The following is a 24,888-nucleotide window of genomic DNA, read 5'->3' on the forward strand; positions in this document are numbered from 1 at the left end:
CCGCTTTGCGGTCCTTTCGCGGCACAAGGCCGCTCCTACAGGGATAGCGTTCGACCTGTAGGAGCGGCCTTGTGCCGCGAAAGGCGCGCGCAGCGGGCCCCGGTCCACCGACAGTTGCTATCTAGAGGTCATCGATGAAAACGCTCAACTCGACCCCCCGCGCCGACGGCTTCCACATGCCCGCCGAATGGGCTCCGCAGACCCAGGTATGGATGGTCTGGCCGGAGCGCCCGGACAACTGGCGCCTGGGTGGCAAGCCGGCGCAGGCCGCGCACGTGACCCTGGCCAAGGCCATCGCCCGCTTCGAGCCGGTGACCGTGGCCGTGTCTGCCGCTCAGTACGAGAACGCCCGCCGCCAGCTTGACCTGCCCAACATCCGGGTGGTCGAGATCAGCAACGATGACGCCTGGGTGCGCGACACCGGCCCGACCTTCGTGATCAACGACCATGGCGAGGTGCGTGGCGTGGACTGGGGCTTCAACGCCTGGGGCGGCTTCGACGGCGGCCTGTACGCACCGTGGAACCGTGACGAGGAACTGGCCGCCAAGGTCATGGAGATGGAGCGCGTGCAGCGCTACCACACCGAAGGCTTCGTGCTCGAGGGCGGTTCGATCCACGTCGACGGCGAAGGCACCCTGATCACCACCGAAGAATGCCTGCTCAACCGCAATCGCAACCCGCACCTGAACCGTGAGCAGATCGAGGACATCCTGCGCGAGCACCTGGCGGTGGAGACCATCGTCTGGCTGCCGGACGGTCTGTACAACGACGAGACCGACGGCCACGTCGACAACTTCTGCTGTTACGTCAGCCCAGGCGAAGTGTTACTGGCCTGGACCGATGATTCCAATGACCCCAACTACGCACGCTGCCACGCCGCCTACGAGGTGCTGAAAAACACCCGTGACGCCAAAGGGCGTGAGTTCGTGGTGCACAAGATGCCGATTCCGGGCCCGCTGTATGCCACCCAGGTAGAGTGCGACGGTGTCGATCATGTGGCCGGCAGCCAGGAGCGCGATCCTTCGGTGCGCCTGGCCGGTTCCTACGTGAACTTCCTGATCGTCAACGGCGGCATCATCGCCCCGAGCTTCGACGACCCGGCCGATGCGCAGGCCAGAGCGATCCTGGCCAAGGTCTTCCCGGACCACGAAGTGGTGATGATCCCAGGCCGTGAGTTGCTGCTCGGGGGCGGCAACATCCACTGCCTGACCCAGCAGCAGCCGGCGCCGCTCAAGCGCTGATTCCCCGCTGAACGAAAAAGCCCGTCCCATGACGGGCTTTTTTGTGGGCGGCGACCATCGGGGCGGCTAGATGGCACACCTCTTGTATTGTTTTTCCATTGTGTTTCAGACAGATAGGGCTACGCCGTTCTGTAACAAACCTTACGTAAGTTAGCCGCTCACGGGCCCAGGAGTGCGTGTGGAAATGAATGCAGCAAGTGAGTCGGCTTTGCCCCCATCGGCCGTGAATCACGAATCGCTCAAGCTGTTGGCGCAGTGGTTGAAACACCATGGAAGCATCCGGGTCAGGAGGACCGACCCACGACGTCTGCTGGACGGGCGATACCCTCAGGGACTGATCAGCGATGCGGAGCTCGAGGCTCTGATGGCGGTCTGGCACTGAGTAGGAAGGATCCTGTCGCAATAAAAAAACGCCACTGCATTGCGGTGGCGTTTTCGTTTTAACCCTGATTCGTAGGAGCGGCTTCAGCCGCGATGCAGGCAACGCGGTGCCTGGTACCCGCTTCGCGGGTGATCGCGGCTGAAGCCGCTCCTACAGGGATTGCGCGAGGCTCGGGATCAGAAGCTGTAGCTGCCGGTCACCACCAGGCTGCGCGGGTCGCCGACCTGGATTTGCGCGGCGCTGGTCGCCGAGCTGTAGTAGGTCTTGTCGGTGATGTTGCTCAGCGCCGCGCGCACGTCCCAGTCGTGGGTGCGGTAGCCGGCCAGCGCGTCCCAGCGGCCGTAGCCCGGCAGCACCACGGTGTTCTGGTTGTCGGCGTAACGGTCGCCGACCAGGGTCAGGCCGGTTTCGGCGTACCAGCCCAGCTCCGGTTTCCAGGTCACGAACAGGCTGGCGTTGCGCTTGGCCACGTCGTTGATGCGGTTGCCTTCCTGGCCATTGTTGTCCTTGACGATGGTCGCGTCCTGCAGGCCGATGCCACCGCGCACATACCAGTTGCCAACGACGTTGCCGGTGGCGGTCAGCTCGATACCGCGCGAGCGCTGCAGGCCGGTCATCAGGGTGATGTTCGGGTCGAGCGGGTCGCGGGTGCGGCGGTTGTACAGTTCGAGCTCGTAGACCGCCAGGGTGGTGCTCAGGCGCTCGTCGAACCAGTCGCTCTTGACCCCGATCTCCTTCTGCCGGGTCAGCTCCGGTTCGGTTTCGTTGGTGTTGCCCGCCGCGCCCGGGGTGATGCCGATCAGGCCGCCGCCAACCGGCGAGTAGGTCTTGCTCCAGGAGGCATAGAACGAATGGTCGCGCCACGGCGTGTAGACCACGCCCAGGCGTGGGCTGAAGCTGTTGTCCTTCTGTTTCTCGGCGATATTGCGCAGCTTGTTGGTGGTTTCCACCTCGAACTGGTCGAAGCGCACGCCGGCGAGGATCTGCCACTGGTCGTTGAGGCGGATCTGATCCTGCAGGTAGACGCCACGGCTGTCGACCACGGTGTGGTTGTTGCTCGACACCACCATCGGGCCGTTGTGTTGCAGCGCGCGGTTGGGGTTGTTCAGGTCCAGGGACGGCACCGCCGTGCCGCCGGCGCTGACCGCCTTGGCGGTATACAACAGCGGGTCGCGGCGCTGGTTGCCGAACTCCATGCCCACCAACAGCTTGTGCTCCAGGCCCCAGGTGCTGACATCGCCCTCGGCCTCGAGGTTGTTGAACAGGTTGCGGGTGCTCAGGTCCTGCTGCCAGCGTTGACGGCTGACCAGGTTGGTGCGCGGGTCGTAGCCGGTCTGGTAGGTGTTGTCGAAGTCGCTGTCGAGCTTGAACAGGCCCAGGGTGTGGCGCAGCTGCCAGTTGTCACTCAGTTGGTAGTTCAGGCGCGAGCGCAGCGACTGCGCCTTGTCGTCGATGTAGTCGCGCTGGGTGTCGCCGTAGGTGGTGCTGCGGCTGACGTCCGCCGGGCGGCCGTTGGCTCCGGGGATGCCACGGTCCGGGGTGCGGTTGTAGCGGCTGTACTCGTACTGCACCAGCCAGTTGAGGTCGGGGGTCAGCTGCCAGCTCATCGACGGCGCGAACAGCTGGCGGTTGCCGTCGATGCCTTTGCGGAAGCTGTTGCTGTCCTCGTTGCCCATGTTCAGGCGCAGGCTGATGTTCTCGCTCGGGTCGGCGCTGAGGTCGGCGTACAGGCTGCGCAGGTCCTGGCTGCCGCCCTGGGCCTCGATGGTCGAGCGGCGGCCGTGCTCCGGGGCCTTGCTCACCCGGTTGACGATGCCGCCCTGGCTGCCACGGCCGTACAGCACCGCCGCCGGGCCCTTGAGCACCTCGACCCGCTCGATGTTGTGCAGGTCGCGGGTGTACTGGCTGTCGTCGCGGATGCCGTCCAGGTAGAAGTCGTTGCTGGCGTCGAAGCCGCGGATGCGCAGGCTGTCGAAGCGGGTGTCGCCACCGGCGCTGACGTTGGGAATGCCCTCCAGCGCCTTGCCCAGGTTGCTGCTGCCGTAGTCCAGCACGTTGCTGGTCTTCACCGAGTCGATGGCCTGGGGCACATAGCGCGCCGGCGTCGAGGTACGGGTCGCGGTGGTCACGTCCCTGACCCGCGGGTTGTCCTCTTCGCGCTCGTTGTCGGCGGTGATCGAGGTTTCCGGCAGGGTGGTGGTGGCGGCATTGACCAGCCCTGCGCTGAACATCAGCGACAGGCCCAGGGTCAGGGGCGAAAGGCGGCAGGGAGCAAGCATCGCGGGCGTCCGGTAAGGGAGGTGAGAAATTGGGCGCGAATGGTAATGCTTGCTATTTGCTGTTGCATGTCTATTCGTAAAGGCTTGTCTTTACATTTGTATCAATTTGTTACTATCCCTTTGGATATATAGGGGCAACGTTCATGCGCGTACGGGTGATAAATGACAATTGTGCAGTTGTCACCGCGTTTGCATAAAAGAGACAAATTTGCGCTGACACGCGGCAGATATGCATGGAAATGCACCGCCGCTGACCTTGTTTTTGGTTATATCAACCTGCATTTCACGTTTTTTTGACAGGTATGAGCAGGCGGGGCTAGGATTCGGCCTCTACGCCTGCTGGCCATGACCTGGCCATGGGGTCGTAAGGGCCGTTGCAGACCTTCTGCAGGCCTTTCGGCCGGGATCCGCATAGCGTCGAACCTACGAAGGGGCGTTGGTTCTGGGCGTTCTAATGCAGCGCGTTTTTGAATACGAAATAAGGAAAATAAGATGTTGAAAACCAGGATCAGCCTGGTCGCTCTGGCGATGATCGCCGCGACCCAGGCACAGGCCAACGACCAGGCCGACAGCAAGGGCTTCATCGAGGACAGCCACGCCAACGTCCTTCTGCGTAACGCCTACATCAACCGTGACAAGAAGCACGGCACTGATGACCAGATCGAATGGGGCCAAGGCGCCATCGCCAACTTCTCCTCCGGCTTCACCCAAGGCACCGTCGGTGTCGGTGTCGACGCCTTCGGCCTGTACGCCGTGCGCCTCGATGGCGGCAAAGGCCACAACGGCGGCGCTGGTGTCGATTTCTTCAAGCCGCACAACACCAAGAATGCCGACGGCAACGCCAGCGGTCCGCACGACCTGGCCCGTGCTGGCGCAGCCATCAAGTTCCGCATCTCCAACACCGTGCTGAAGTACGGTGACCAGATGCCGACCCTGCCTGTGCTGCAGTACGACGATGGCCGCCTGCTGCCAGAAAGCTTCACCGGTACCCTGATCACCTCCAAGGAGATCAAGGGCCTGGAACTGAACGCCGGTCGCTTCACCCAGGAAGCGCGCAAGAGCGCCGAGCGTCGTGATGGCGGTGGCCTGAAGTCGATCAACGTGTTCGGCGGCAGCTACAAGTTCACCGACAACTTCACCGCGTCGCTGTACACCGCCGACAACGAAGACGTGCAGAAGAAGCACTACCTGGGCTTGAACTACGTCTTCCCGATCGCCAGCGACCAGTCCCTGACCCTGGACTTCAACGGCTACAAGTCGGACATCGACCACAAGTACGTCAACAAGGCCGAGCTGACTGGCGACTCCAACACCATCTGGAGCCTGGCGGCCACCTACGCCTACGGTCCTCACTCGTTCACCCTGGCGCACCAGCGCAGCACCGGCAGCACCGGCTACCAGTACGGCTGGTACCAGAACGCCGGCGGCACGGGTGACGGTGGTTCGACCATCTACCTGGCCAACAGCTACTGGTCCGACTTCAACGCCGAGGACGAGCGTTCCTGGCAACTGGGCTACGGCCTGGACTTCGGTGCCTTCGGTATCCCGGGCCTGACCTACAAGCTGGCCTATGTGGTGGGTGACAACATCAACACCCGTACCGTCGGCAAGCCGGAAGGCTACGGTGAAGGTAAAGAGCGCGAGATCTTCAACCAGATCCGCTACGTCGTTCAGGAAGGCCCGGCCAAAGACCTGTCGATCAAGCTGCGTAGCTCCTTCCTGCGCACCAACAACGCCGTCCAGCAGAACGGCAACTACACCGACGACGGCAACGAAGTCCGTGTATTCGTCGAGTACCCGATCAGCATCTTCTGATCCTGATCCCGCGTCACCGACAACCCCGGCCTATGCCGGGGTTGTTGCTTTCCGGGGCTTGGCAATCGCTGCCGGCGCCACCTCGATCTCCCCCGTCTCCGGCGCAAAGCTGTCACTGCGCGCCATCCGCCACATCCGTGCATAGAACTCGCTGTCTATCGCCCCGCTGAGCAGTTCCCCCGGTTTGAGGAAAGTATGAAGCTGCGAGAACAGGCTGATCTCACTGGCGCTGATGCGCCGCGCCAGGTGCTTGGGCTTGAGCTCGGACGGGTGCGCTAGACCCGCCGCGGCGAGCATCTCGGCGAGGGCATGCAGAGTGTTGCGATGGAAGCTGGCCACCCGCTCGGCCTTCTCCGGCACCACCAGCGCCCGCTGGCGCAGTGGGTCCTGGGTGGCCACCCCGGTCGGGCATCTGTTGGTATGGCAGCTCTGCGACTGGATACAGCCGATGGCGAACATGAAACCACGCGCCGAGTTGACCCAGTCGGCGCCGATGGCCAGCACGCTGGCGATGTCGAAGGCGCTGACCAGCTTGCCCGCCGCGCCGATGCGGATGCGTTCGCGCAGGTTCAGGCCCACCAGGGTGTTGTGCACGAACATCAGCCCATCGCGCAGCGGCACGCCCATGTTGTCGGAGAACTCCCGGGGCGCCGCGCCGGTGCCACCTTCCTTGCCGTCGACGACGATGAAGTCCGGGGTGATGCCGGTGGCCAGCATGGCCTTGGCGATGCCCATGAACTCCCAAGGGTGGCCCAGGCAGAACTTGAAACCCACTGGCTTGCCGCCGGACAGCTCGCGCAGCCGGGCGACGAAACGCAGCAGCTCCACGGGGGTGCGGAAGGCGCTGTGGGCGGCTGGCGAGATGCAGTCCTCGCCCTCGCGCACGCCACGGGTGGCGGCGATCTCGGCGCTGACCTTGTGCCCCGGCAGGATGCCGCCATGGCCGGGCTTGGCACCCTGGCTGAGCTTGATCTCGATCATCTTCACCTGGCCGTCGCGGGCCTGCACGGCGAAGCGCTCGGGGTCGAAGTGGCCATGCTCGGTGCGGCAGCCGAAATAGCCGCTGCCGATCTCCCAGATCAGGTCGCCGCCGTGTTCACGGTGATAGGGGCTGATGCTGCCCTCGCCGGTATCGTGGGCGAAGCGGCCCAGGCGCGCGCCTTTGTTCAGCGCGCCGATGGCGTTGGCGCTGAGGGCGCCGAAGCTCATGGCCGAGATGTTGAAGATCGACGCCGAATAGGGCTGGGTGCACTGCGGCCCGCCGATACGGATGCGGAACGAGGCGGGGTTGGCCATCGGTACCGGCAGCATCGAATGGCTGATGAACTCGAAGCCGGGTTTGTAGGCATCGTTGAGCGTGCCGAAGGCCTTCTCGGCGCTCTCGTTCTTGGCCCGGGCATAGACCAGCGAGCGTTGGGCGCGGGAGAACGGCAGCTTGTCGTCGTCGCCTTCGATCAGGTACTGGCGGATTTCCGGGCGGATGGTCTCGATCAGGTAGCGGATATTGCCCAGGATCGGGTAGTTGCGCCGCACCGCGTGGTGGCTCTGGCGCAGGTCGTTGAGGCCGACCAGGCTGAGCAGGGCGCTGACCAGGGTGAATGGCCAGAGCCAGGTGTGCTCGGGCAGGAAGGGGGCGCTGGCGGCGGTGAAGATAAGGCATGCGGCCAGGCAGGCGTAGCGGCTGGGGAGCGAGTCTTTCATGGGTCCATCGCAGGCGGGATGACCTGCGTAGGATAGGTAAAGCCATGGGCCGGAAAACCTGGGGAATCGGTAAAAGACTATTACGGGTTGGGCGGGAGAGGTGCGGCGCATCGCGGATGAATCCGCTCCTACACTCGTTGCAACGTGACCATGAGGTTGTTCGTGGACACGTTTTTTCGGCTGCCTGTAGGAGCGGATTCATCCGCGATGCGCCGCGCGGCGGCGCCCGATTGCGCGCGCGCCACTACAAAATCTGCCTATACCACTATCACCCGCTTTTGCCCCAACGCCACAGAACCTTCGCATACCCTTCCTAGCATGGCCCCATCGCTTCGATGAGGACTCGCCATGAACAACGCCACCCCGGGCGCGCAGATGAAAGTGCGCGGCATCCACAAGCGCTTCGGTGCCTTCACCGCGCTCAACGACGTGTCCCTGGACATCGCCGCCGGCGAGCTGGTGTGCCTGCTCGGCCCGTCGGGCTGTGGCAAGACCACCCTGCTGCGCTGCATCGCCGGCCTCGAGCGCCAGGACCGCGGCGCGCTGTACATCGGCGAGCGCGACATCTCCGAACTGCCGCCCCAGGCACGCGACTACGGCATCCTGTTCCAGTCCTACGCGCTGTTCCCCAACCTCACGGTCGAAGCCAACATCGCCTACGGCCTGACCGGTAGCAGCCGCGAAGCGTCGCGCCAGCGGGTCGCTGAGATGCTCGAGCTGGTGGGCCTTGCGGGCAGCGAGAAGAAATACCCCGGCCAACTCTCCGGCGGCCAGCAACAGCGTGTGGCCCTGGCCCGCGCCCTGGCGCCGTCGCCCTCGCTGCTGTTGCTGGACGAACCGATGTCGGCGCTCGATGCCCGGGTCCGCGAGCACCTGTGCACCGAGCTGCGCCAGCTGCAACGCCAGCTGGGCATCACCACGCTGATGGTCACCCACAACCAGGACGAGGCCATGCTGATGGCCGACCGCATCGCCGTGATGAACAACGGCCAGGTCGAGCAGTACGCCACGCCCCAGGAAATCTACGACCAGCCGGCCACGCCGTTTGTCGCCGAGTTCGTCGGCCAAGGCAACTGGCTGCCGTTCCAGCGCCGCGGCGACAGCCTCGCCCAGGTCGGCGGCATGAACATGCGCCTGGCGCCGAACGCTGGCAACGCCAGCAGTGGTCGGCTGTTCTGCCGCCCGGAGGCGATCACCGTCAACCCGGTGGTGCATGAAGAGAACCTGTTCCCGGCCAAGGTTCGCGAAATCACTTTCCTCGGCAACCGCTGCCGCATGAGTTTCGAGCTCAAGGCACTGCCGGGCCACGCGCTGCTCGCCGAGCTGGCGCCGGAAGCCATGCCACGCCTGGGCTCGCAGGACATCTGGGTGGCCCTGCCGCCGCAGAGCCTGCAGGTGTTCGCCTGAGATGGCCGCGCCCATGACCCTGCCGCTCGGCCACGCCAAGGCCGCGCCGCAAAAGGGTGTCGCCCTGGGTGACCGGTTGTTCGTCGTCGGTGGCAAGAGCCTGCTGCTGATCCTGCTGATGCTGGCGGTGCTGATGCCGTTGCTGGCGATCTTCTGGCGTGGCCTGAGCGGCGATGCCGGGCAGGGCGGTGGCCTGGAGGCCGCCCGTGAGCTGTTCGCCAGCGCCAACTTCCACTGGCTGTTGGGCAACAGCCTGTCGGTGGCCTTCACCGTCGCCGCCATCGTGGTGCCGCTGGCCTACCTGTTCGCCTATGCCCTGCAACGCACGCTGATCCCGGCCAAGGGCCTGTGGCGGGGGATTTCGCTGCTGCCGCTGCTGGCGCCGTCGATGCTGCCGGCCATCGCGCTGGTGTACCTGTTCGGCAACCAGGGCCTGCTGCGCGGGCTGCTCAGTGACAACATCTACGGCTTCTGGGGCATTGTGCTCGGCGAGGCCATCTACACCTTTCCCCATGCATTGATGATCTTGCTCTCGGCGTTGTCGCTGGCCGACGCACGGCTGTTCGACGCGGCATCGAGCATGGGCGCCGGCCCCGCGCGGGCCTTCGGCAGCATCACCTGGCCGGCCACGCGCCAGGCGGTGTTCGCCGCGTTCTGCCTGGTGTTCACCCTGACCATCACCGACTTCGGCGTGCCCGTGGTGGTGGGTGGCGATTACCAGGTGCTGGCGCTGGAAGCCTACAAGGCAGTGGTCGGCCAGCAGCAGTTTGGCCGTGGCGCGCTGATCGGCATGGTGCTGCTGGTGCCGGCGCTGCTGAGCTTCGCCGTCGATGCCTGGCTGCGCCGCCGCCAGCGCGAGGCCATGAGCGGCCGCGCCCAGGTGTTCGAGCCCAAGCCGTCGAAGCTGCGCGACGGTTGCTACCTGGCCCTCGTGTTGCTGGTGTGCGCGGCGCTTTTGGGGGTGATCGGCATGGCGGTGTACTCGTCGCTGGTCAAGTTCTGGCCCTACAACCTGTCGCTGTCGTTCAAGCACTACCTGTTCGACGACACGGCCGGGGGCGGCTGGCTGGCCTACCGCAACAGCGTGACCATGGCCATCGGCACCGCGCTGATCGGCAGCGTGGTGATCTTCAGCGGCGCCTACCTGATGGAGAAGACCCAGGGCCAGCGCCTGCTCAACCAACTGCTGCGCCTGCTCAGCTTCATCCCCATGGCGGTCCCCGGCCTGGTGCTGGGTTTGGGCTACGTGTTCTTCTTCAACCTCAACGGCAACCCGCTGCACGTGTTCTACGGCAGCATGACGCTGCTGGTGGTGTGCACCATCGCCCACTACCTGACCACCGCACAGATGACCGCCACCACCGCGCTGCGCCAGCTCGACGGCGAGTTCGAGGCCGCTGCGCTATCGCTCAAGGCGCCGCTGTACAAGCATTTCATGCGGGTCACCGTGCCGATCTGCCTGCCGGCGCTGCTGGACATCATCCGCTACCTGTTCGTCTCGGCGATGACCACGGTGTCGGCGGCGATCTTCCTGTACAGCCCCGACACCATCCTCGCCGCCGTCGCCGTGCTGAACATGGACGACGCCGGCAACGTCGGCGGCGCCGCCGCCATGTCCACCCTGATCCTGCTGACCAGCGCCGCCGCCTCGCTGCTGCTGGCCGGCGCTTCACGCGGCCTGCTGCGCCGCTCCCAGGCTTGGCGCCAGCGCGCTCCCGGCCATTGACCGACTGCCCACACTGATAGGAACCGCATCATGTTCAAGCCCCTCGCACTTGCCGCTGCCGTCTCCGCCGTCTTCAGCCTGCAGGCCTCGGCCGCGACCCAGCTGACCGTCTATACCGCCCTCGAAGCCGAGCAACTGAAGAGCTACAAGCAGGCCTTCGAAAAGGCCAACCCCGACATCGAGATCAAGTGGGTGCGCGATTCCACCGGCATCATCACCGCCAAGCTGCTGGCCGAGAAAGAGCGCCCGCAGGCCGACGCGGTGTGGGGCCTGGCGGCCTCCAGCCTGGCCATCCTCGACCAGAACGGCATGCTTGAAGCCTATGCGCCGAAGGACCTGGGCAAGATCTCCGCCAACTACCGCGACGCCGCCAACCCGCCGGCCTGGGTGGGCATGGACGTGTGGGCCGCGACCATCTGCTTCAACACCGTCGAGGCCGAGAAGCAGGGCCTGAGCAAACCGGTGAGCTGGCAGGACCTGACCAAGCCCGAGTACAAGGGCAAGATCGTCATGCCCAACCCGGCGTCCTCCGGCACCGGATTCCTTGACGTGAGCGCCTGGCTGCAGACCTTCGGCGAGCCCCAGGGCTGGGCCTACATGGACGCCTTGCACCAGAACATCGGGCAGTACGTTCATTCCGGTTCCAAACCCTGCAAGCTGGCGGCGGCCGGCGAGTTCCCGATCGGCATCTCGTTCGAATACCCGGCCGTGCAGCTCAAGCGCCAGGGCGCGCCGCTGGACATCGTGCTGCCGAAGGAGGGGCTAGGCTGGGAGATCGAGGCCACCGCCGTGATCAAGGGTTCGCCGAAAGCCGATGCGGCCAAGCGCCTGGCCGACTTCTCCGCCAGCCCCGCGGCCATGGAGCTGTACAAGGAGAATTTCGCCGTGCTCGCCGCGCCAGGGATCGCCAAGCCGCAGACCGAACTGCCGGCCGATTACGAGCAGCGCCTGATCAAGAACGACTTTGCCTGGGCCTCGAAAAACCGTGACGAGATCCTCAGCGAGTGGCGCAAGCGCTATGACGGCAAGTCGGAGAAGGTGGCGCAGCAGTAAGGCCCGCGGCCTCGACTCGCTGTAGGAGCGGCTTCAGCCGCGATGCGGTTGGCACCCGCTTCGCGGGTGATCGCGGCTGAAGCCGCTCCTACAGGCGACCCTCCCGTGCACATCAGGAGCCTGCCAGTGGCTACAACCAAGCAAATCATCCAGGACACCTTCGACCTCTACCTGCGCCACGGCAGCGCCGACTACATCGGCGAGGCCATCACCCAGCTCGAGCACATGTCCCAGGCCGCGCAGTTGGCCATGGCCGAGGGCTACGACGATGAAGTGGTCCTCGCCGCCTTCTTCCACGACATCGGCCACCTCTGCGAAGGCGAGGACATGGGTGGCTATGGCGTGGTCAGCCACGAACGCATCGGCGCCGAGTACCTGCGTCGCTGCGGTTTTGGCGAGCGCATGGCGCGGCTGGTGCAGTACCACGTCGAAGCCAAGCGCTACCTTACCTTGCGCCAGCCGGGGTACTTCGAGCGGTTGAGCGAGGCGAGCCGGCGGACGCTGGCGTACCAGGGCGGGGTGATGAGCGATATTGAGGCCGATGCGTTCGAAGGGGATCCTTTGTTTGCCATCAGCCTGCGCATGCGTGAATGGGACGAGATGGCCAAGGAGGTCGGGATACCGCTGATAGATCTGCACATGCTGAAGACCAAGGCCCGCGCACTCCTGTAGGCGCCAGCCTTGCTGGCGAACCGTGCGCCCAACCTCGGGTTGCGCTGTTCGCCAGCAAGGCTGGCTCCTACAGGTCCGCTACCAGCGAATCCAGTTGTTCCTGTCGTTCGGGTTGGTTCACCCGCGCGCCGGGATTGAGCGTCGACCACTGCGGATGCGCCCGTGCCTTGCTCAGCGCCTCCGGCAGCTTGCCTTCCCGCCAGGCTTTCTCATCCGGCGCTGCCAGGCGAATGCTGTCCTGCGCCGCGTGCCCTCGACCGTCCAGCGCCACCATCAACTGCTGCTGACGCAGCGCCAGCAGACGCAACACTGTGTCGTCCACCGTCAATTCGCGCTGCCCCTTGAGCTTGCCCATCAGGCGCGAACCATAGTTGCGCGCAGTCTGCAGCGCGCCCCCGGCGATGGCGCCAGCCAGGGCGGCGGCACCCAGGGTCAAGCCGCCAACCAGCAGGTCCACCCCGGCGCCGGCCGCCGCTCCGGCGGCCACGCCGCTGCCCAGGCGCACTCCCAGCAGCTTCAAGGTTTCGGGATTGAACAGGTCATCGCCCCAGCGTCCATCCAGCAGCGGCAGATCACCGGCCTGGGCGTCCTCCCGACGGAAGGCGTAGAGCTTGAGCAACGCCTCGACACAGCGTTGTTCGCGCTGGCGCACGTCCTGGCGCAGGGCCTCGATGGCGTGTGCCTCGGCGGCGGGCTCGGTCTCGACGCTGCGCCGGCAGGCGGCGCAATCCAGCAACAGCTCGGCGATCAGGCGCTTGCCGCTGTGCTGGCGGGCCAGGCGTTGGGCCTGCTGGTCATCGATCAGCCGTTGCAGGGCCGGGCGGGCATCTTCCAGCAGCAGGGCGAGGCTTTCGTACAAGCGGCGCTCGCCGTCTTCGGGCGGGGCCACGCTGTCGAAGCGCACCAACGCGTGCAGGCCCAGGCGCGCCAGGGCTTCGCGCCATTCCGGCTCGCGGTGCTGGCTGCTGGCGACGAAGTTGAGCACCGGCAGCAGCGGCTTGCCGCAACCGGCCAGCACTTCCAGTTCGTCGCGGTACTTGGCCAGCACCGGTTCGCGGGCGTCGATCACATACAGCCCGGCATTGCTCGCCAGCAACTGGCGCAGCACCTTGGCTTCCTGCTCGAAGCGCTGGCGCGCTTCGCTGCCCTGGAGGAAACGCTCCAGGCGGGCCGGGCCGTCCAGGCGTTCGCCCGGGCGTTCCAGGCGTTCCAGGTAGTCGAGCAGGGCGATGGCGTCTTCCAGGCCAGGGGTGTCGTACAGCTCCAGCAACGGCTCGCCATCGACCGAAAGCCGAGCACCTTCGACATGGCGGGTGGTGCTGGGGCGGTGGGAGACCTCGCCGAAGCCCACGTCGCGGGTCAGGGTGCGCAGCAGCGAGGTCTTGCCGACGTTGGTGTGGCCGACCACGGCCAGTTTCAGCGGCTCAGTCATGGCCATGCTCCAGCCAGGTCAGCGGCGAGGTGTCGGCGTGGGGCAGGCCCAGGCGGTCGAGGGCTTCGTGCCAGTCGCCCAGCCGTGCGGCGTCCAGTGCCTGGCCAGGTTGCGCCTGGAGCAGCCAGATGCGCGTGGCGCCGGCATTGCGCGCCAGTTCGGCGAGCAGCGCCAGGCTGCCACGGTCTGGCGAGCGGCGTGGGTCGCAGGCGATGGCCAGGCGGGCGGGGGGGAAGCGGTTGAGCTGTTCGAGCAGCTTGTTGCGTGATTCGCGGCTGTCGAGTACGCCGGCATCGGTCACTGCCTTCGGCAGGGTTGGCGGCCAGGGACGCTGGTCGTCCAGTTCCAGGCCGACCAGCAAGGCGCCGCTGCTGCCGCTTTCCAGTTGGCCGGCCTCGAAGCGCGGCAGCGTATCGGGTGCGGCATCCTGCACGTCGATCCGTTCGCTGCGGGGCATCAGGGCGTCGCGCAGCTGGGCGTAGCCGGGCAGGTTGAGGTCGAGTGACAGGCGCTCGCGGCCCTGGCGCCAGCGCCATAGGCACAGCGCCGCCAGCGTCAGGCGCGGCAGCAGGCCGTAGACCAGCACCACGCCAAGCAGCCAGCTGGCCCAGGCTTGGCGAGCCAGGTCCAGGCTTGGCAGGGTGGCGCCGCTGGCGCGGATCATCGCCTCGTCCGGCACGCCGAAGCCAAGCAGCGAAGGCAGGGCGCCCAGGGCTTGGGTGAGGCTGATGAAGGGCTCGGCGGCGAGCAGCGTGGTTTCCCAGACGAAGCCGTAGCGCCGGGTCGCCAGCAGGGTCAGCAACATCCCCAGCGCCGCGACCATCGCCAGCACCCACAGGCCATGCACCAGCAGGCCGAGCAGCCAGCGGTTCAGGCGTTGGCGCTGCAACAGCACCAGCAGTGCCGGGGCCAGTTGCGCAGCCTTGGCGTCGCGGGCGAAGCGTTCGCTGAGCCACAGCCACAACCGCCCCAGGGCGGCACCCTGCTCGCCGGCGAAGAAGCCCAGGGCCCAGCCGAACAGCAGCAAGAGGTTGAGCCCGAGCAGGCTGCCCAGGGCCCAGAACACGTTTACCGGGCGCTGGCCATCGCCCAGGGCCGCCAAGCCCAGCCCGGCGCCGCTGAGCACGGCGAACAGCATCAGCGCCAGCAGGGCCAGGCGTGCGCCTTGCTTCCAGTGGCGCAGCGCGCTGGCCATGCCGTCGCGTTCGGCCAGCCACAGGGCGCGGGTCTCGATGCGTGCCGCCAGGTCGCCGCCCTGCTGGCGGGCGCGGCGGTTGGCTTCCTGGTCCTCCAGGGGGCCGGCGTGCTCTTCGCGCAGGCGCACCGCTTCGGTGAGCCAGCGTCTGTCGAGGGGAGTCGGTGCGGTCACGAGGTCTTCCATTGCACAGGTCAGGGCAGAAGCATAACCCACGTGCCCGGTGCTATCCTCGCCGGCATGAATACGACACTTCCCCTCAGCCTGATCGCGGCGCTCGCCGAGAACCGTGTGATCGGCATCGACAACTCCATGCCCTGGCACCTGCCGGGGGACTTCAAGTACTTCAAGGCGACCACCCTGGGCAAGCCGATCATCATGGGGCGCAAGACCTGGGACTCGCTGGGGCGGCCGCTGCCGGGGCGGCTGAATATCGTCGTCAGCCGCCAGCCGGGGCTCGAGCTGCCAGGTGCCGAGGTGTTCGCTTCCCTGGAAGCGGCGCTGGTGCGCGCCGAACAGTGGGCGCGGGAACAGGGTGTCGGTGAGCTGATGCTGATCGGCGGGGCGCAGCTGTATGGGCAGGCACTGGAGAAGGGGCTGGTGAGCCGGATGTACCTGACCCGGGTTGAGTTGTCGCCGGAGGGGGACGCCTGGTTCCCCGAGTTCGACAAGGGGCAGTGGCAATTGGCGTCCAGCGCGCCTCAGGCTGAAGAGGGCAAGCCGGTCTATCACTTCGAGGTTTGGGACAAGGCTTGAGATTGCGGGGCTGCTTTGCAGCCCGTTCGCCGGCAAGCCGGCTCCTACAGAAGGCAGCCGGTGCGTGTCACGGCAATTGCGAATTCATCTCATCTTCTGCTAGCGTGCGCTCCTCTTGAGACCCTGAGCCAGGATGTGCCGTGTCTTCGTGGAACAAGCAGATCGCCCGCCTTTTCACCGAGCACAAGAAGGCCCTCGAAGCTTTCGTTGCCCGGCGCACCGGTAACGCCCAGGTGGCCGCCGACCTGACCCAGGAGTCCTTCCTGCGCCTGGCCCGGCTGCCGGCCGACAAGCAGATCGACAACCTGCCAGCCTTTCTCTTCACCATCGCCAGCAACCTGGTGCGCGATCACCAGCGCCAGGTCATCCGCCGTGAGCGCCTGGACGCGGGCGAGCCAAGCGAGGAGATCGCCAGCGAGGCCCCCGGCGCCGACGAACAGCTCGCCTCGCAGCAGGAGCAAGCGTTGATGCAGGCAGCGATCCAGGCCCTGCCCGAGGCGACCCGGCATATCTTCCTGCTCTATCATGTCGACGGTTGCACCTACCGCCAGATCGGCGAGCGCCTGGGCGTCACGCCGCGCAGCGTCGAATACCAGCTGCGCCGGGCGCTGCTCGACTGCCGTGCCTTCATCAAGGCGCGCCTGGCGGTGCGGGGGCAACGCCCATGAGCCTTGAGAATACGGTCACCCCGATGAGCGAAATGCCCGACAGCGAGCGTCTGTTTGCCGAGGCCACGGCCTGGTACTACCGCCTGCAAGCCGACGATGTCACCTCGGCCGAGCAGCAGGCGTTCACTGCTTGGCGGGAGCAGGGGCCGCAGCAGACGCAGGCTTGGGATGAAGTGCTGGCCTTGCTGGGCGCGTTGCAGGCACCGGCCAGGCAGCTGCGTGAACAGCAACGTCAACTGTGGCGCCGGCCTGCGCGTCGGGCCTGGCCCAAAGTGGCGGGTGCCGCGGCGGCCATGCTGTTGCTGGGGCTGCTGGTCAGCCAGACGTCCTGGCCCGACCGCTGGCGCGCCGACTACGCCACCGCCACCGGGGAGTCGCGCAGCATCCAGCTTGAGGATGGCTCGCGCATCCAGCTCAATACCGACAGCGCCCTGCAAGTCGAGCTGACCGAGGGCGAGCGGCGCGTCCGGCTGTTGCGCGGCGAGGCCTGGTTCGAGGTGACGCACGATGGCGCACGGCCGTTCCTGGTGCGCTCGGGCGACGGTTGGGTGCGGGTGGTCGGCACCCAGTTCAGCGTTGCCCGGGATGATCGCCAGACCCGTGTCCAGTTGGACCGGGGCAAGGTGGAGGTGCGTGCAGGCCAGGCGCCGAGTGTGTTCCTGCAACCCGGGCAGGCGCTGGAATACACGGCCAGCGGCGTCGGTGCCGTTCACCCGTTCGAGCCGACCCGCGCCTTCGCCTGGCGCCAGCGCCAGCTGGTGTTCAGCCAGCAACCTTTGGCTGAAGTGGTCGAGGAGTTGAACCGCTACTGGCCTGGCCAGACCCTGGTGCTGGGCGATGCGCTGCGCGGGCGCAAGGTCTCCGGGGTGTTCGAGATCGACAAGCCGGAGGCCGTGCTCAAGGCCCTGACCCACACCCTGGGGGTGCGCGCCGAGCAGTACACCCCCTACCTGCGGATCCTTCGCGAAAGTTGAAGGAAAAAAAGTTTCGGGGATTCTCGCGGGGCCGACGTCCTTGTGTGGGAAGGCGCAAATAATAAGCACTCTCAGATAGTGCGGCGCCAGTCGACGACTTGGACGATTTTGGGGAGCTCCACCGATGAAGATGACCGCCACCCGGACCGCACTCGGCCTGGCTATCGCGCTTGGCTGCGCGAGCCTGGCCGCGCCGCTGCACGCCACCGCCGCCGCGCAGGCGCAGGTTTACCGTTTCGAGATTCCTGCGCAGTCGCTGGATTCGGCGCTGGCCGCGTTCAGCGCGGTGACCCGGGTCCAGGTGCTGGTGCCGGGCGAGTTCACCCAGGGGCTGCGCTCACCGGGCCTGAGCGGCAGTTATCCACAAGACCAGGCGCTGGCCCGCCTGCTGCAAGGGACCGGCCTGAGCGCCGCCTACATCGATGGCGACAGCGTCACGCTGGAGCGCCAGCGCGCCGCGGGCGACAAGTCGGTGCAACTGGGTGCGGTCAACATCGGCAGCACCCAGCTGGGTGCCACCACCGAAGGCAGCGGTTCCTACACCACCGGCGCGCTGACGATCGGCAAGGGCGAGCAGAAGCTCAAGGATATCCCCCAGTCGGTCTCGGTGGTCACCCGCCAGCGGCTGGACGACCAGAACATGAACAGCCTGCAGGACGCCATGCGCCAGGTGACCGGCACCACGATCAAGAGCTACAACACCGGCTCCAACCTCAACGACGTCTACATGCGCGGCTTCCCGGTCGACCTGGTGCAGGTCGATGGCGTCACCCAGCCGACCGGGCAGGGCGACATGGCCACGGCGTTCGACCTGGCCCTGTACGACCGCGTCGAAGTGCTGCGTGGCCCCTCGGGCCTGTACCAAGGCGCCGGAGAGCCTGGCGGCACCATCAACCTAGTGCGCAAGCGCGCCTTGGGGCAGTTCGCCCTGTCCGGCGAACTGTCGGCCGGAAGCTACGACCGCTACCACTCCACGGTCGATGTCACCGGGCCGCTGAACAGCGATGGCAGCCTGCGCGGGCGTTTCGTCACCGCCTACGAGAACAACCAGGCGTTCGTCGACTACGCGCAGAACGAGCGCCCGATGATGTACGGCCGCCTCGAGTACGACCTGTCGCCGGCCACCACCCTGACCCTGGGTGGCGCCTACCAGCGCAACAAGTCGGTGCCCGCCTTCGGCCTGCCGGCCTATGACAGCGGCAAGCTGCTCGACATCAAGCGCTCGACCTTTGTCGACGCCAAGTGGAACGAGCTGGACGAGCGGGTCTGGGAAAGCTTCTTCGAAGTCGATCATGTGCTGGACGACGGCGGCCAGTTCAAGACCTCGCTGACCTACCGCGACGCTGAGGCGCCGACGCGCAACTTCACCTGGACCGACGGCGCCGTGGACCCGGCCACCGGCGCCAGCTCCGCCGTGGCCTACAACTACTACACACACATCAAGACCCTCGGCCTGGACAGCTTCGTCACCCGGCCGTTCGAGGCCTTCGGGCGCACCCACGAGCTCACCGTGGGCGCCGACTACCAGCATGTGGACAAGGACTTCCGCTACGGCGGCCGGGAGTGGTTCGACATCAACGTGTTCGACCCCGGCAGCATCAACATCCCCAAGATCGACTACGCGATGGACAACGGCAACGCGTCCAAGTCGAACCAGTACGGGCTGTACGCGCGCACCAAGGTCAGCGCCAACGACTGGCTGGACGTGATCCTCGGCAGCCGGGTGATCTGGTTCGACAGCGATGGCCACAACGCCAACCCGTTCTTCAACGAGTTCTCCGACCCCCACACCAGCGTCCGCCGCAAGGTCATCCCCTACGGCGCGCTGGTCGCCAAGCTGACCCCCGAGCTGTCGGCCTATGCCAGCTACACCACCGTGTACAAGCCGCAGACGCAGATGGCGGGGGGCGACAGCACGGTGGCGCCGCGCGAGGGCAAGCAGTATGAGCTGGGGCTCAAGCGCGAGTTCTTCGATGGCCGGTTGAATGGCAGCGTGTCGGTGTTCCGCATCTATGACGAGAACCGCGCCCAGCAGATCGGCCAGACACCCTACTACGAGGCCCAGGCCAAGGTGCGCAGCCAGGGGTGGGAAACCGAGCTGTCCGGCAACCTCACCGACAACTGGAGCATCAGCACCGGCTATGCCTTCACCCGGCTGGAGTCGGGGCGACAGGGCGACTACCAGGGCATCAGCATCACGCCCAAGCACAACTTCAATGTGTGGACGCGCTACGCATTCGCCGATGGGCCGCTGGAAGGGTTCAGTGTGGGCGGGGGTGTGCGGGTGGTCAGCGCCACCTACTACACGCGCAATGAAGTGGACTTCGTCCAGGGCGGCTACAGCGTGGCCACGGCGCAGCTGGGCTATCGCTTCAACAAGCACCTGTCGACCACGCTCACGGCCAACAACCTGTTCGACCGTAAGTATTACGAGCGGGTGGACAGCGCCTGGGGGTCGAACTTCTATGGCGAGCCGCGCAACCTGACGTTGTCGTTGCGGGCGACGTACTGAAGGGGGCTGCTTTGCAGCCCTTTCGCCGGCAAGGCCGGCTCCTACAGGGGATAATCGAAGCGGCGCGATTAGCTGTAGGAGCCGGCTTTGCCGGCGAATGCGGCCTCAGGAATGGCTCAACTCGGCATGCTCATCCCCGCCCAGCACCTGCTGGTCGGTCTGCTTGAGCAACTGGCTGGTGACCACGCCCGCGGTCATCGAGCCGTTCACGTTCAACGCCGTGCGGCCCATGTCGATCAGCGGTTCCACCGAGATCAGCAAGGCCACCAGCTCGACCGGCAGGCCCATGGCCGGCAGCACGATCAACGCGGCGAAGGTCGCGCCACCACCCACCCCGGCCACCCCGGCCGAGCTCAGGGTGACGATGGCCACCAGGGTGGCGATCCACAGCGGGTCGAAGGTATCGATGCCCACCGCCGGAGCCACCATCACCGCGAGCATCGCCGGGTACAGGCCGGCGCAGCCGTTCTGGCCGATGGTCGCGCCGAACGAGGCGCTGAAGCTGGCGATCGACTGCGGCACGCCCAGGCGCAGGGTCTGCGCCTCGATGTTCAATGGGATGCTGGCGGCGCTGGAGCGGCTGGTGAAGGCGAAGGTCAGCACCGGCCACACCTTGCGGAAGAAACGCAGCGGGCTGACGCCGGTCAGCGCCAGGATCACCCCGTGGACCACGAACATCAGGCCCAGGCCGATATACGACACCACCACGAAGCTGCCCAGCTTGAGGATGTCCTCGAGGTTGGAGCTGGCGACCACCTTGGTCATCAATGCCAGCACGCCATAGGGGGTGAGTTTCATCACCAGGCGCACCAGGCGCATCACCCAGGCCTGCAGCACGTCGATGGCCGACAGCGCGCGCGCGCCCTTGTCCTTGTCGTCCTTGATCAGCTGCAACGCCGCCAGGCCCAGGAACACGGCGAAGATCACCACGCTGATGATCGAGGTCGGCTTGGCCCGGGCCAGGTCGCCCACCGGGTTGGTCGGCACGAACGACAGCAGCAGTTGCGGGATGTTGAGGTCGGCGACCTTGCCCGCGTAGTCACTGTTGATGGCTTGCAGGCGGGCGCTTTCCTGGGCGCCGGCCACCAGCCCCTCGGCGCTCAGGCCAAACAGGTTGGTCAGGGCGATGCCGATCAGCGCGGCGATGGCGGTGGTCAGCAGCAGGGTGCCGATGCTCAGCACGCTGATGCGGCCCAGCGAGGAGGCGTTGTGCAGGCGGGCCACGGCGCTGAGGATCGAAGCGAAGATCAGCGGCATGACGATCATCTGCAGCAGGCCGACGTAGCCGTTGCCGACCAGGTCCAGCCAGGCCAGGGTGGCTTTCAGTACCGGATGGCCGGCGCCGTAGACCGTGTGCAGGGCCAGGCCGAACACCACGCCCAGCACCAGGCCCAGCAGCACCTTCTTGGCCAGGCTCCAGTCGGTTCGGCGGGTTTGCGCCAGGCCCAGCAACAGGGCCAGGAACGCCAGCAGGTTGAGTGACAGCGGCAGGTTCATTGAAGCTCCAGGAAAAGGCGGAAGAGGCATCGCCTCTGTGAGCGATTACGAACGGAAATGCTAACAGCCTGAAAACAAACGAATTTATACCTAAAAGTAATTTGCATAGTCGCTTATGGAATAACGCCTTGTCGCAATTGGCAATGAACATGGCGTTTGCGGTTGCCTCGACGTCGGTCGCGAGTGCCTGCCTGTCACAAATCAGGCATAGGGTTGAGCGGCCACGTCTTTGGGAGAACCGCACATGATGTCTGCTCCGAGAATCCTTGCCGGCGGCCTGGCCCTGTTGCTGAGTGCCAGCAGCTGGGCGGCCACCGAGCTCAAGCACTGGCCGGCCGAAGCCGCCCAGAAGCTCGACGCGATGATTGCCGCCAATGCCAACAAAGGTAACTACGCGGTGTTCGACATGGACAACACCAGCTACCGCTTCGACCTCGAGGAGGCGCTGCTGCCGTTCATGGAGAACAAGGGCCTGCTGACCCGCGACAAGCTCGACCCCTCGCTCAAGCTGATCCCGTTCAAGGATACCGCCGAGCACAAGGAGAGCCTGTTCAGCTACTACTACCGCCTGTGCGAGATCGACGACATGGTCTGCTACCCCTGGGTGGCCCAGGTGTTCTCGGGGTTCACCCTCAAGGAACTCAAGCAGCAGGTCGACGAGCTGATGGCTTCGGGCAAGCCGATCCCCAGCACCTATTTCGAGGGTGACCAGGTCAAGGCCATCGAGGTGCAGCCACCCAAGGTGTTCACCGGCCAGGCCGAGCTGTACAACAAGCTGATGGAGAACGGCATCGAGGTGTACGTGATTTCCGCCGCCTCGGAAGAGCTGGTGCGCATGGTCGCCGCCGATCCGAAGTATGGCTACAACGTCAAACCCGAGAATGTGATCGGCGTCAGCCTGTTGCTCAAGGACCGCGCCACTGGCCAGCTGACCACCGCGCGCAAGCAGATCACCGCCGGGCACTACGATCCGAAGGCCAACGAAGGCCTGGAACTGACCCCTTACCTGTGGACACCGGCGACCTGGATGGCCGGCAAGCAAGCGGCGATCCTGACCTATATCGATGAGTGGAAGAAGCCGGTACTGGTGGGCGGCGACACCCCGACCAGCGATGGCTACATGCAGTTCCACAGCGTCGACGTGGGCAAGGGCGGCATCCACCTGTGGATAAACCGCAAGGCCAAGTACATGGACCAGCTGAACGGCATGATCGCCAAGCATGCGGCGGCCCAGGCCAAGGAAGGGTTGCCGGTGACGGCGGACAAGAACTGGGTGATCGTGACGCCGGAGCAGATTCAGTAACTGACACTGCGTTCACCTGTAGGAGCGGCCTTGTGCCGCGAAAGGGCCGCAAAGCGGCCCCGGCAATTTTGCATCTAGGCTGAATTTTTGGGGCCGCTACGCAGCCCTTTCGCGGCACAAGGCCGCTCCTACAGGAGGTGTGTGTTGCGCAAAGCAGGCATAAAAAAACCGGCGCACCAGGCGCCGGTTTTTTTATGCCTTCAAAGCCTCACAGCCCGTCGAGCATCGCCTTGTTGCGCACCGCGCCCTTGTCGGCGCTGGTGGCCAGCAGGGCGTAGGCCTTCAGCGCGGTGGTCACCTTGCGTGGTCGCACTTCAGCCGGCTTCCAGCCCTTCTTGTCCTGCTCGACGCGACGCGCGGCCAGCTCGTCATCGCTGACCAGCAGGTTGATCGAACGGTTGGGGATGTCGATCAGCACTTTGTCGCCATCGCGCACCAGGCCGATCGCGCCGCCCGCCGCCGCTTCCGGCGAAGCGTGGCCGATGGACAGGCCCGAGGTGCCGCCGGAGAAGCGGCCGTCGGTGAGCAGGGCGCAGGCCTTGCCCAGGCCTTTCGACTTCAGGTACGAGGTCGGGTACAGCATCTCCTGCATGCCCGGCCCGCCCTTCGGGCCTTCGTAGCGAATGATGACGATGTCGCCGGCCTTCACTTCGTCGGCGAGGATGCCGCGCACGGCGCTGTCCTGGCTCTCGAAGATCTTCGCGTTGCCTTCGAACACCAGGATGGAGTCATCCACGCCGGCGGTCTTCACCACGCAGCCGTCCTGGGCGATGTTGCCGTACAGCACCGCCAGGCCGCCTTCCTGCGAGTAGGCGTGCTCGACGCTGCGGATGCAGCCTTCGGCGCGGTCGTCGTCCAGCGTCTCCCAGCGGGTCGACTGGCTGAACGCGGTCTGCGTCGGGATGCCGGCCGGGCCTGCCTTGAAGAAGGTGTGCACGGCTTCGTCATCGGTCTGGGTGATGTCCCACTTGGCGATGGCTTCTTCCATGCTGCGGCTGTGCACGGTAGGGAGGTCGGTGTGCAGCAGGCCGCCACGGGCCAGCGAGCCGAGGATGCTGAAGATGCCCCCGGCGCGGTGCACGTCTTCCATGTGGTACTTCTGGATGTTCGGCGCCACCTTGCACAGCTGCGGCACCTTGCGCGACAGGCGATCGATGTCGCGCAGGTCGAAGTCCACTTCCGCCTCCTGGGCCGCGGCCAGCAGGTGCAGGATGGTGTTGGTCGAGCCGCCCATGGCGATGTCGAGCATCATGGCGTTCTCGAACGCCTTGAAGTTGGCGATGCTGCGCGGCAGTACCGACTCATCGTTCTCGCCGTAGTAGCGCTTGCACAGCTCGACGATGGTGCGACCGGCGGTGAGGAACAGTTGCTCGCGATCCGAGTGGGTGGCCAGCGTCGAGCCGTTGCCCGGTAGGGCGAGGCCCAGGGCTTCGGTCAGGCAGTTCATCGAGTTGGCGGTGAACATGCCGGAGCACGAACCGCAGGTCGGGCAGGCGCTGCGCTCGTACTCGGCGACCTTCTCGTCGGAGGCGCTGGAGTCGGCGGCGATGACCATGGCGTCGACCAGGTCCAGGCCGTGGCTGGCCAGCTTGGTCTTGCCGGCTTCCATCGGGCCGCCGGAAACGAAGATCACTGGGATGTTCAGGCGCAGGGCGGCCATCAGCATGCCGGGGGTGATCTTGTCGCAGTTGGAGATGCAGACGATGGCGTCGGCGCAGTGGGCGTTGACCATGTACTCGACGGCGTCGGCGATGATCTCGCGGCTGGGCAGCGAGTACAGCATGCCATCGTGGCCCATGGCGATACCGTCGTCCACGGCGATGGTGTTGAACTCTTTCGCCACGCCACCGGCGCGTTCGATCTCGCGGGCGACCAGCTGGCCCAGGTCCTTCAGGTGCACGTGCCCCGGGACGAACTGGGTGAACGAGTTGGCGATGGCGATGATCGGCTTCTTGAAGTCTTCGTCCTTCATCCCGGTGGCGCGCCACAGGGCACGGGCGCCAGCCATGTTGCGGCCTTGGGTGGAAGTCTTGGAACGATAATCAGGCATAAAGCACTCCTGGCGGCTTAATCAGGTCACTAATAAGGGAGTGAGCTTCTCTTGTCCTAAATACGCCGAAGGCCGGTTGCCACAGGCACGGATGGGGATCGAAAGACCGCGCGGGATCGCCGCAGGCTCGACCAGAGCTCATAAACCCGCCGGGGATGTCTGGCGATGAATGGCTCGATTCTACACCGCCGCGCCCGCGAGGGAATGGCGTTGTGATAATTGGCT

Annotated in this window: 17 protein-coding genes; 11 read left to right on the forward strand and 6 right to left on the reverse strand. The window is 65.7% G+C overall.

The genetic code is table 11. The features are described 5' to 3' along the window. The first annotated feature begins 134 nt into the window (after positions 1 to 134). A complete protein-coding gene (aguA, locus tag P5705_RS11455) occupies positions 135 to 1,241 on the forward strand; it encodes an agmatine deiminase (protein WP_277460976.1) in 1,107 nt (368 codons plus the stop codon). Positions 1,242 to 1,799: 558 nt separating this feature from the next. Here the strand turns inward: aguA and P5705_RS11465 are convergent. Then, complete coding sequence (locus P5705_RS11465) at positions 1,800 to 3,902, reverse strand: TonB-dependent receptor (protein WP_277460979.1); 2,103 nt, start codon at positions 3,900 to 3,902, stop codon at positions 1,800 to 1,802. 492 nt (positions 3,903 to 4,394) lie between these two features. On the opposite strand from P5705_RS11465, the gene P5705_RS11470 reads away from it, so the two are divergent. Beyond that, positions 4,395 to 5,717 carry an OprD family porin gene (locus tag P5705_RS11470; RefSeq protein WP_277460980.1) on the forward strand — a complete coding sequence of 441 codons (1,323 nt, stop codon included), beginning with the start codon at positions 4,395 to 4,397 and terminating at the stop codon, positions 5,715 to 5,717. 30 nt (positions 5,718 to 5,747) lie between these two features. Here P5705_RS11470 and P5705_RS11475 read toward each other — a convergent pair whose 3' ends face one another. Then, positions 5,748 to 7,418, reverse strand: a complete 1,671-nt coding sequence (locus tag P5705_RS11475; RefSeq protein ID WP_277460981.1) for an FMN-binding glutamate synthase family protein — start codon at positions 7,416 to 7,418, stop codon at positions 5,748 to 5,750. Between the two features lie 348 nt (positions 7,419 to 7,766). Between P5705_RS11475 and P5705_RS11480 the strand changes: the two genes are divergently transcribed. The 4 genes from P5705_RS11480 (at position 7,767) to P5705_RS11495 (ending at position 12,276) form a co-directional block, all read left to right on the forward strand. Next, positions 7,767 to 8,825, forward strand: a complete 1,059-nt coding sequence (locus P5705_RS11480; RefSeq protein WP_277460982.1) for a putative 2-aminoethylphosphonate ABC transporter ATP-binding protein — start codon at positions 7,767 to 7,769, stop codon at positions 8,823 to 8,825. A 1-nt stretch (position 8,826) separates the two neighbouring features. Next, positions 8,827 to 10,551, forward strand: a complete 1,725-nt coding sequence (locus P5705_RS11485; protein WP_277460983.1) for a putative 2-aminoethylphosphonate ABC transporter permease subunit — start codon at positions 8,827 to 8,829, stop codon at positions 10,549 to 10,551. Between the two features lie 30 nt (positions 10,552 to 10,581). Continuing rightward, complete coding sequence (locus P5705_RS11490; protein ID WP_277460984.1) at positions 10,582 to 11,604, forward strand: putative 2-aminoethylphosphonate ABC transporter substrate-binding protein; 1,023 nt, start codon at positions 10,582 to 10,584, stop codon at positions 11,602 to 11,604. A gap of 126 nt (positions 11,605 to 11,730) precedes the next feature. Beyond that, positions 11,731 to 12,276 (forward strand): phosphonate degradation HD-domain oxygenase, encoded by a 546-nt coding sequence (locus P5705_RS11495; RefSeq protein WP_277460986.1) that lies wholly within the window; start codon positions 11,731 to 11,733, stop codon positions 12,274 to 12,276. 67 nt (positions 12,277 to 12,343) lie between these two features. On the opposite strand, the gene P5705_RS11500 is transcribed toward P5705_RS11495, so the two are convergent. Then, positions 12,344 to 13,708, reverse strand: coding sequence for a GTPase/DUF3482 domain-containing protein (locus P5705_RS11500; RefSeq protein ID WP_277460987.1), 1,365 nt, complete (start codon positions 13,706 to 13,708; stop codon positions 12,344 to 12,346). Then, positions 13,701 to 15,089: a DUF2868 domain-containing protein gene (locus P5705_RS11505; RefSeq protein WP_277460988.1), complete on the reverse strand. Its 1,389-nt coding sequence runs from the start codon at positions 15,087 to 15,089 to the stop codon at positions 13,701 to 13,703. The genes P5705_RS11500 and P5705_RS11505 overlap by 8 nt, the downstream gene beginning before the upstream one ends. Positions 15,090 to 15,143: 54 nt before the next feature. Between P5705_RS11505 and P5705_RS11510 the strand changes: the two genes are divergently transcribed. The 4 genes from P5705_RS11510 (at position 15,144) to P5705_RS11525 (ending at position 19,813) form a co-directional block, all read left to right on the forward strand. Next, the gene (locus P5705_RS11510; protein ID WP_277460990.1) at positions 15,144 to 15,659 is read left to right on the forward strand and encodes a dihydrofolate reductase; all 516 of its coding nucleotides are present in this window, start codon (positions 15,144 to 15,146) and stop codon (positions 15,657 to 15,659) included. Between the two features lie 140 nt (positions 15,660 to 15,799). After that, positions 15,800 to 16,327 carry an RNA polymerase sigma factor gene (locus P5705_RS11515; RefSeq protein ID WP_277460991.1) on the forward strand — a complete coding sequence of 176 codons (528 nt, stop codon included), beginning with the start codon at positions 15,800 to 15,802 and terminating at the stop codon, positions 16,325 to 16,327. Continuing rightward, positions 16,324 to 17,301, forward strand: a complete 978-nt coding sequence (locus P5705_RS11520; RefSeq protein ID WP_277460992.1) for a FecR family protein — start codon at positions 16,324 to 16,326, stop codon at positions 17,299 to 17,301. Before P5705_RS11515 ends, P5705_RS11520 begins: the two co-directional genes overlap by 4 nt. 124 nt (positions 17,302 to 17,425) lie before the next feature. Next, positions 17,426 to 19,813: a TonB-dependent siderophore receptor gene (locus P5705_RS11525; RefSeq protein WP_277460993.1), complete on the forward strand. Its 2,388-nt coding sequence runs from the start codon at positions 17,426 to 17,428 to the stop codon at positions 19,811 to 19,813. A gap of 105 nt (positions 19,814 to 19,918) precedes the next feature. Here P5705_RS11525 and P5705_RS11530 read toward each other — a convergent pair whose 3' ends face one another. Then, on the reverse strand, positions 19,919 to 21,310 hold the full coding sequence (locus tag P5705_RS11530; RefSeq protein WP_277460995.1) for an L-cystine transporter: 1,392 nt from the start codon (positions 21,308 to 21,310) through the stop codon (positions 19,919 to 19,921). A gap of 247 nt (positions 21,311 to 21,557) precedes the next feature. Here P5705_RS11530 and P5705_RS11535 point away from each other — a divergent pair, with 247 nt between their 5' ends. Then, positions 21,558 to 22,613, forward strand: coding sequence for a haloacid dehalogenase-like hydrolase (locus P5705_RS11535; RefSeq protein WP_277460996.1), 1,056 nt, complete (start codon positions 21,558 to 21,560; stop codon positions 22,611 to 22,613). Between the two features lie 208 nt (positions 22,614 to 22,821). Here P5705_RS11535 and ilvD read toward each other — a convergent pair whose 3' ends face one another. Beyond that, positions 22,822 to 24,663, reverse strand: a complete 1,842-nt coding sequence (gene ilvD / locus P5705_RS11540) for a dihydroxy-acid dehydratase (protein ID WP_248918283.1) — start codon at positions 24,661 to 24,663, stop codon at positions 22,822 to 22,824. Between the last annotated feature and the right edge of the window lie 225 nt (positions 24,664 to 24,888).

The sequence above is a fragment of the Pseudomonas entomophila genome (assembly GCF_029478665.1).
In the GTDB taxonomy this organism is placed as follows: domain Bacteria; phylum Pseudomonadota; class Gammaproteobacteria; order Pseudomonadales; family Pseudomonadaceae; genus Aquipseudomonas; species Aquipseudomonas entomophila_F.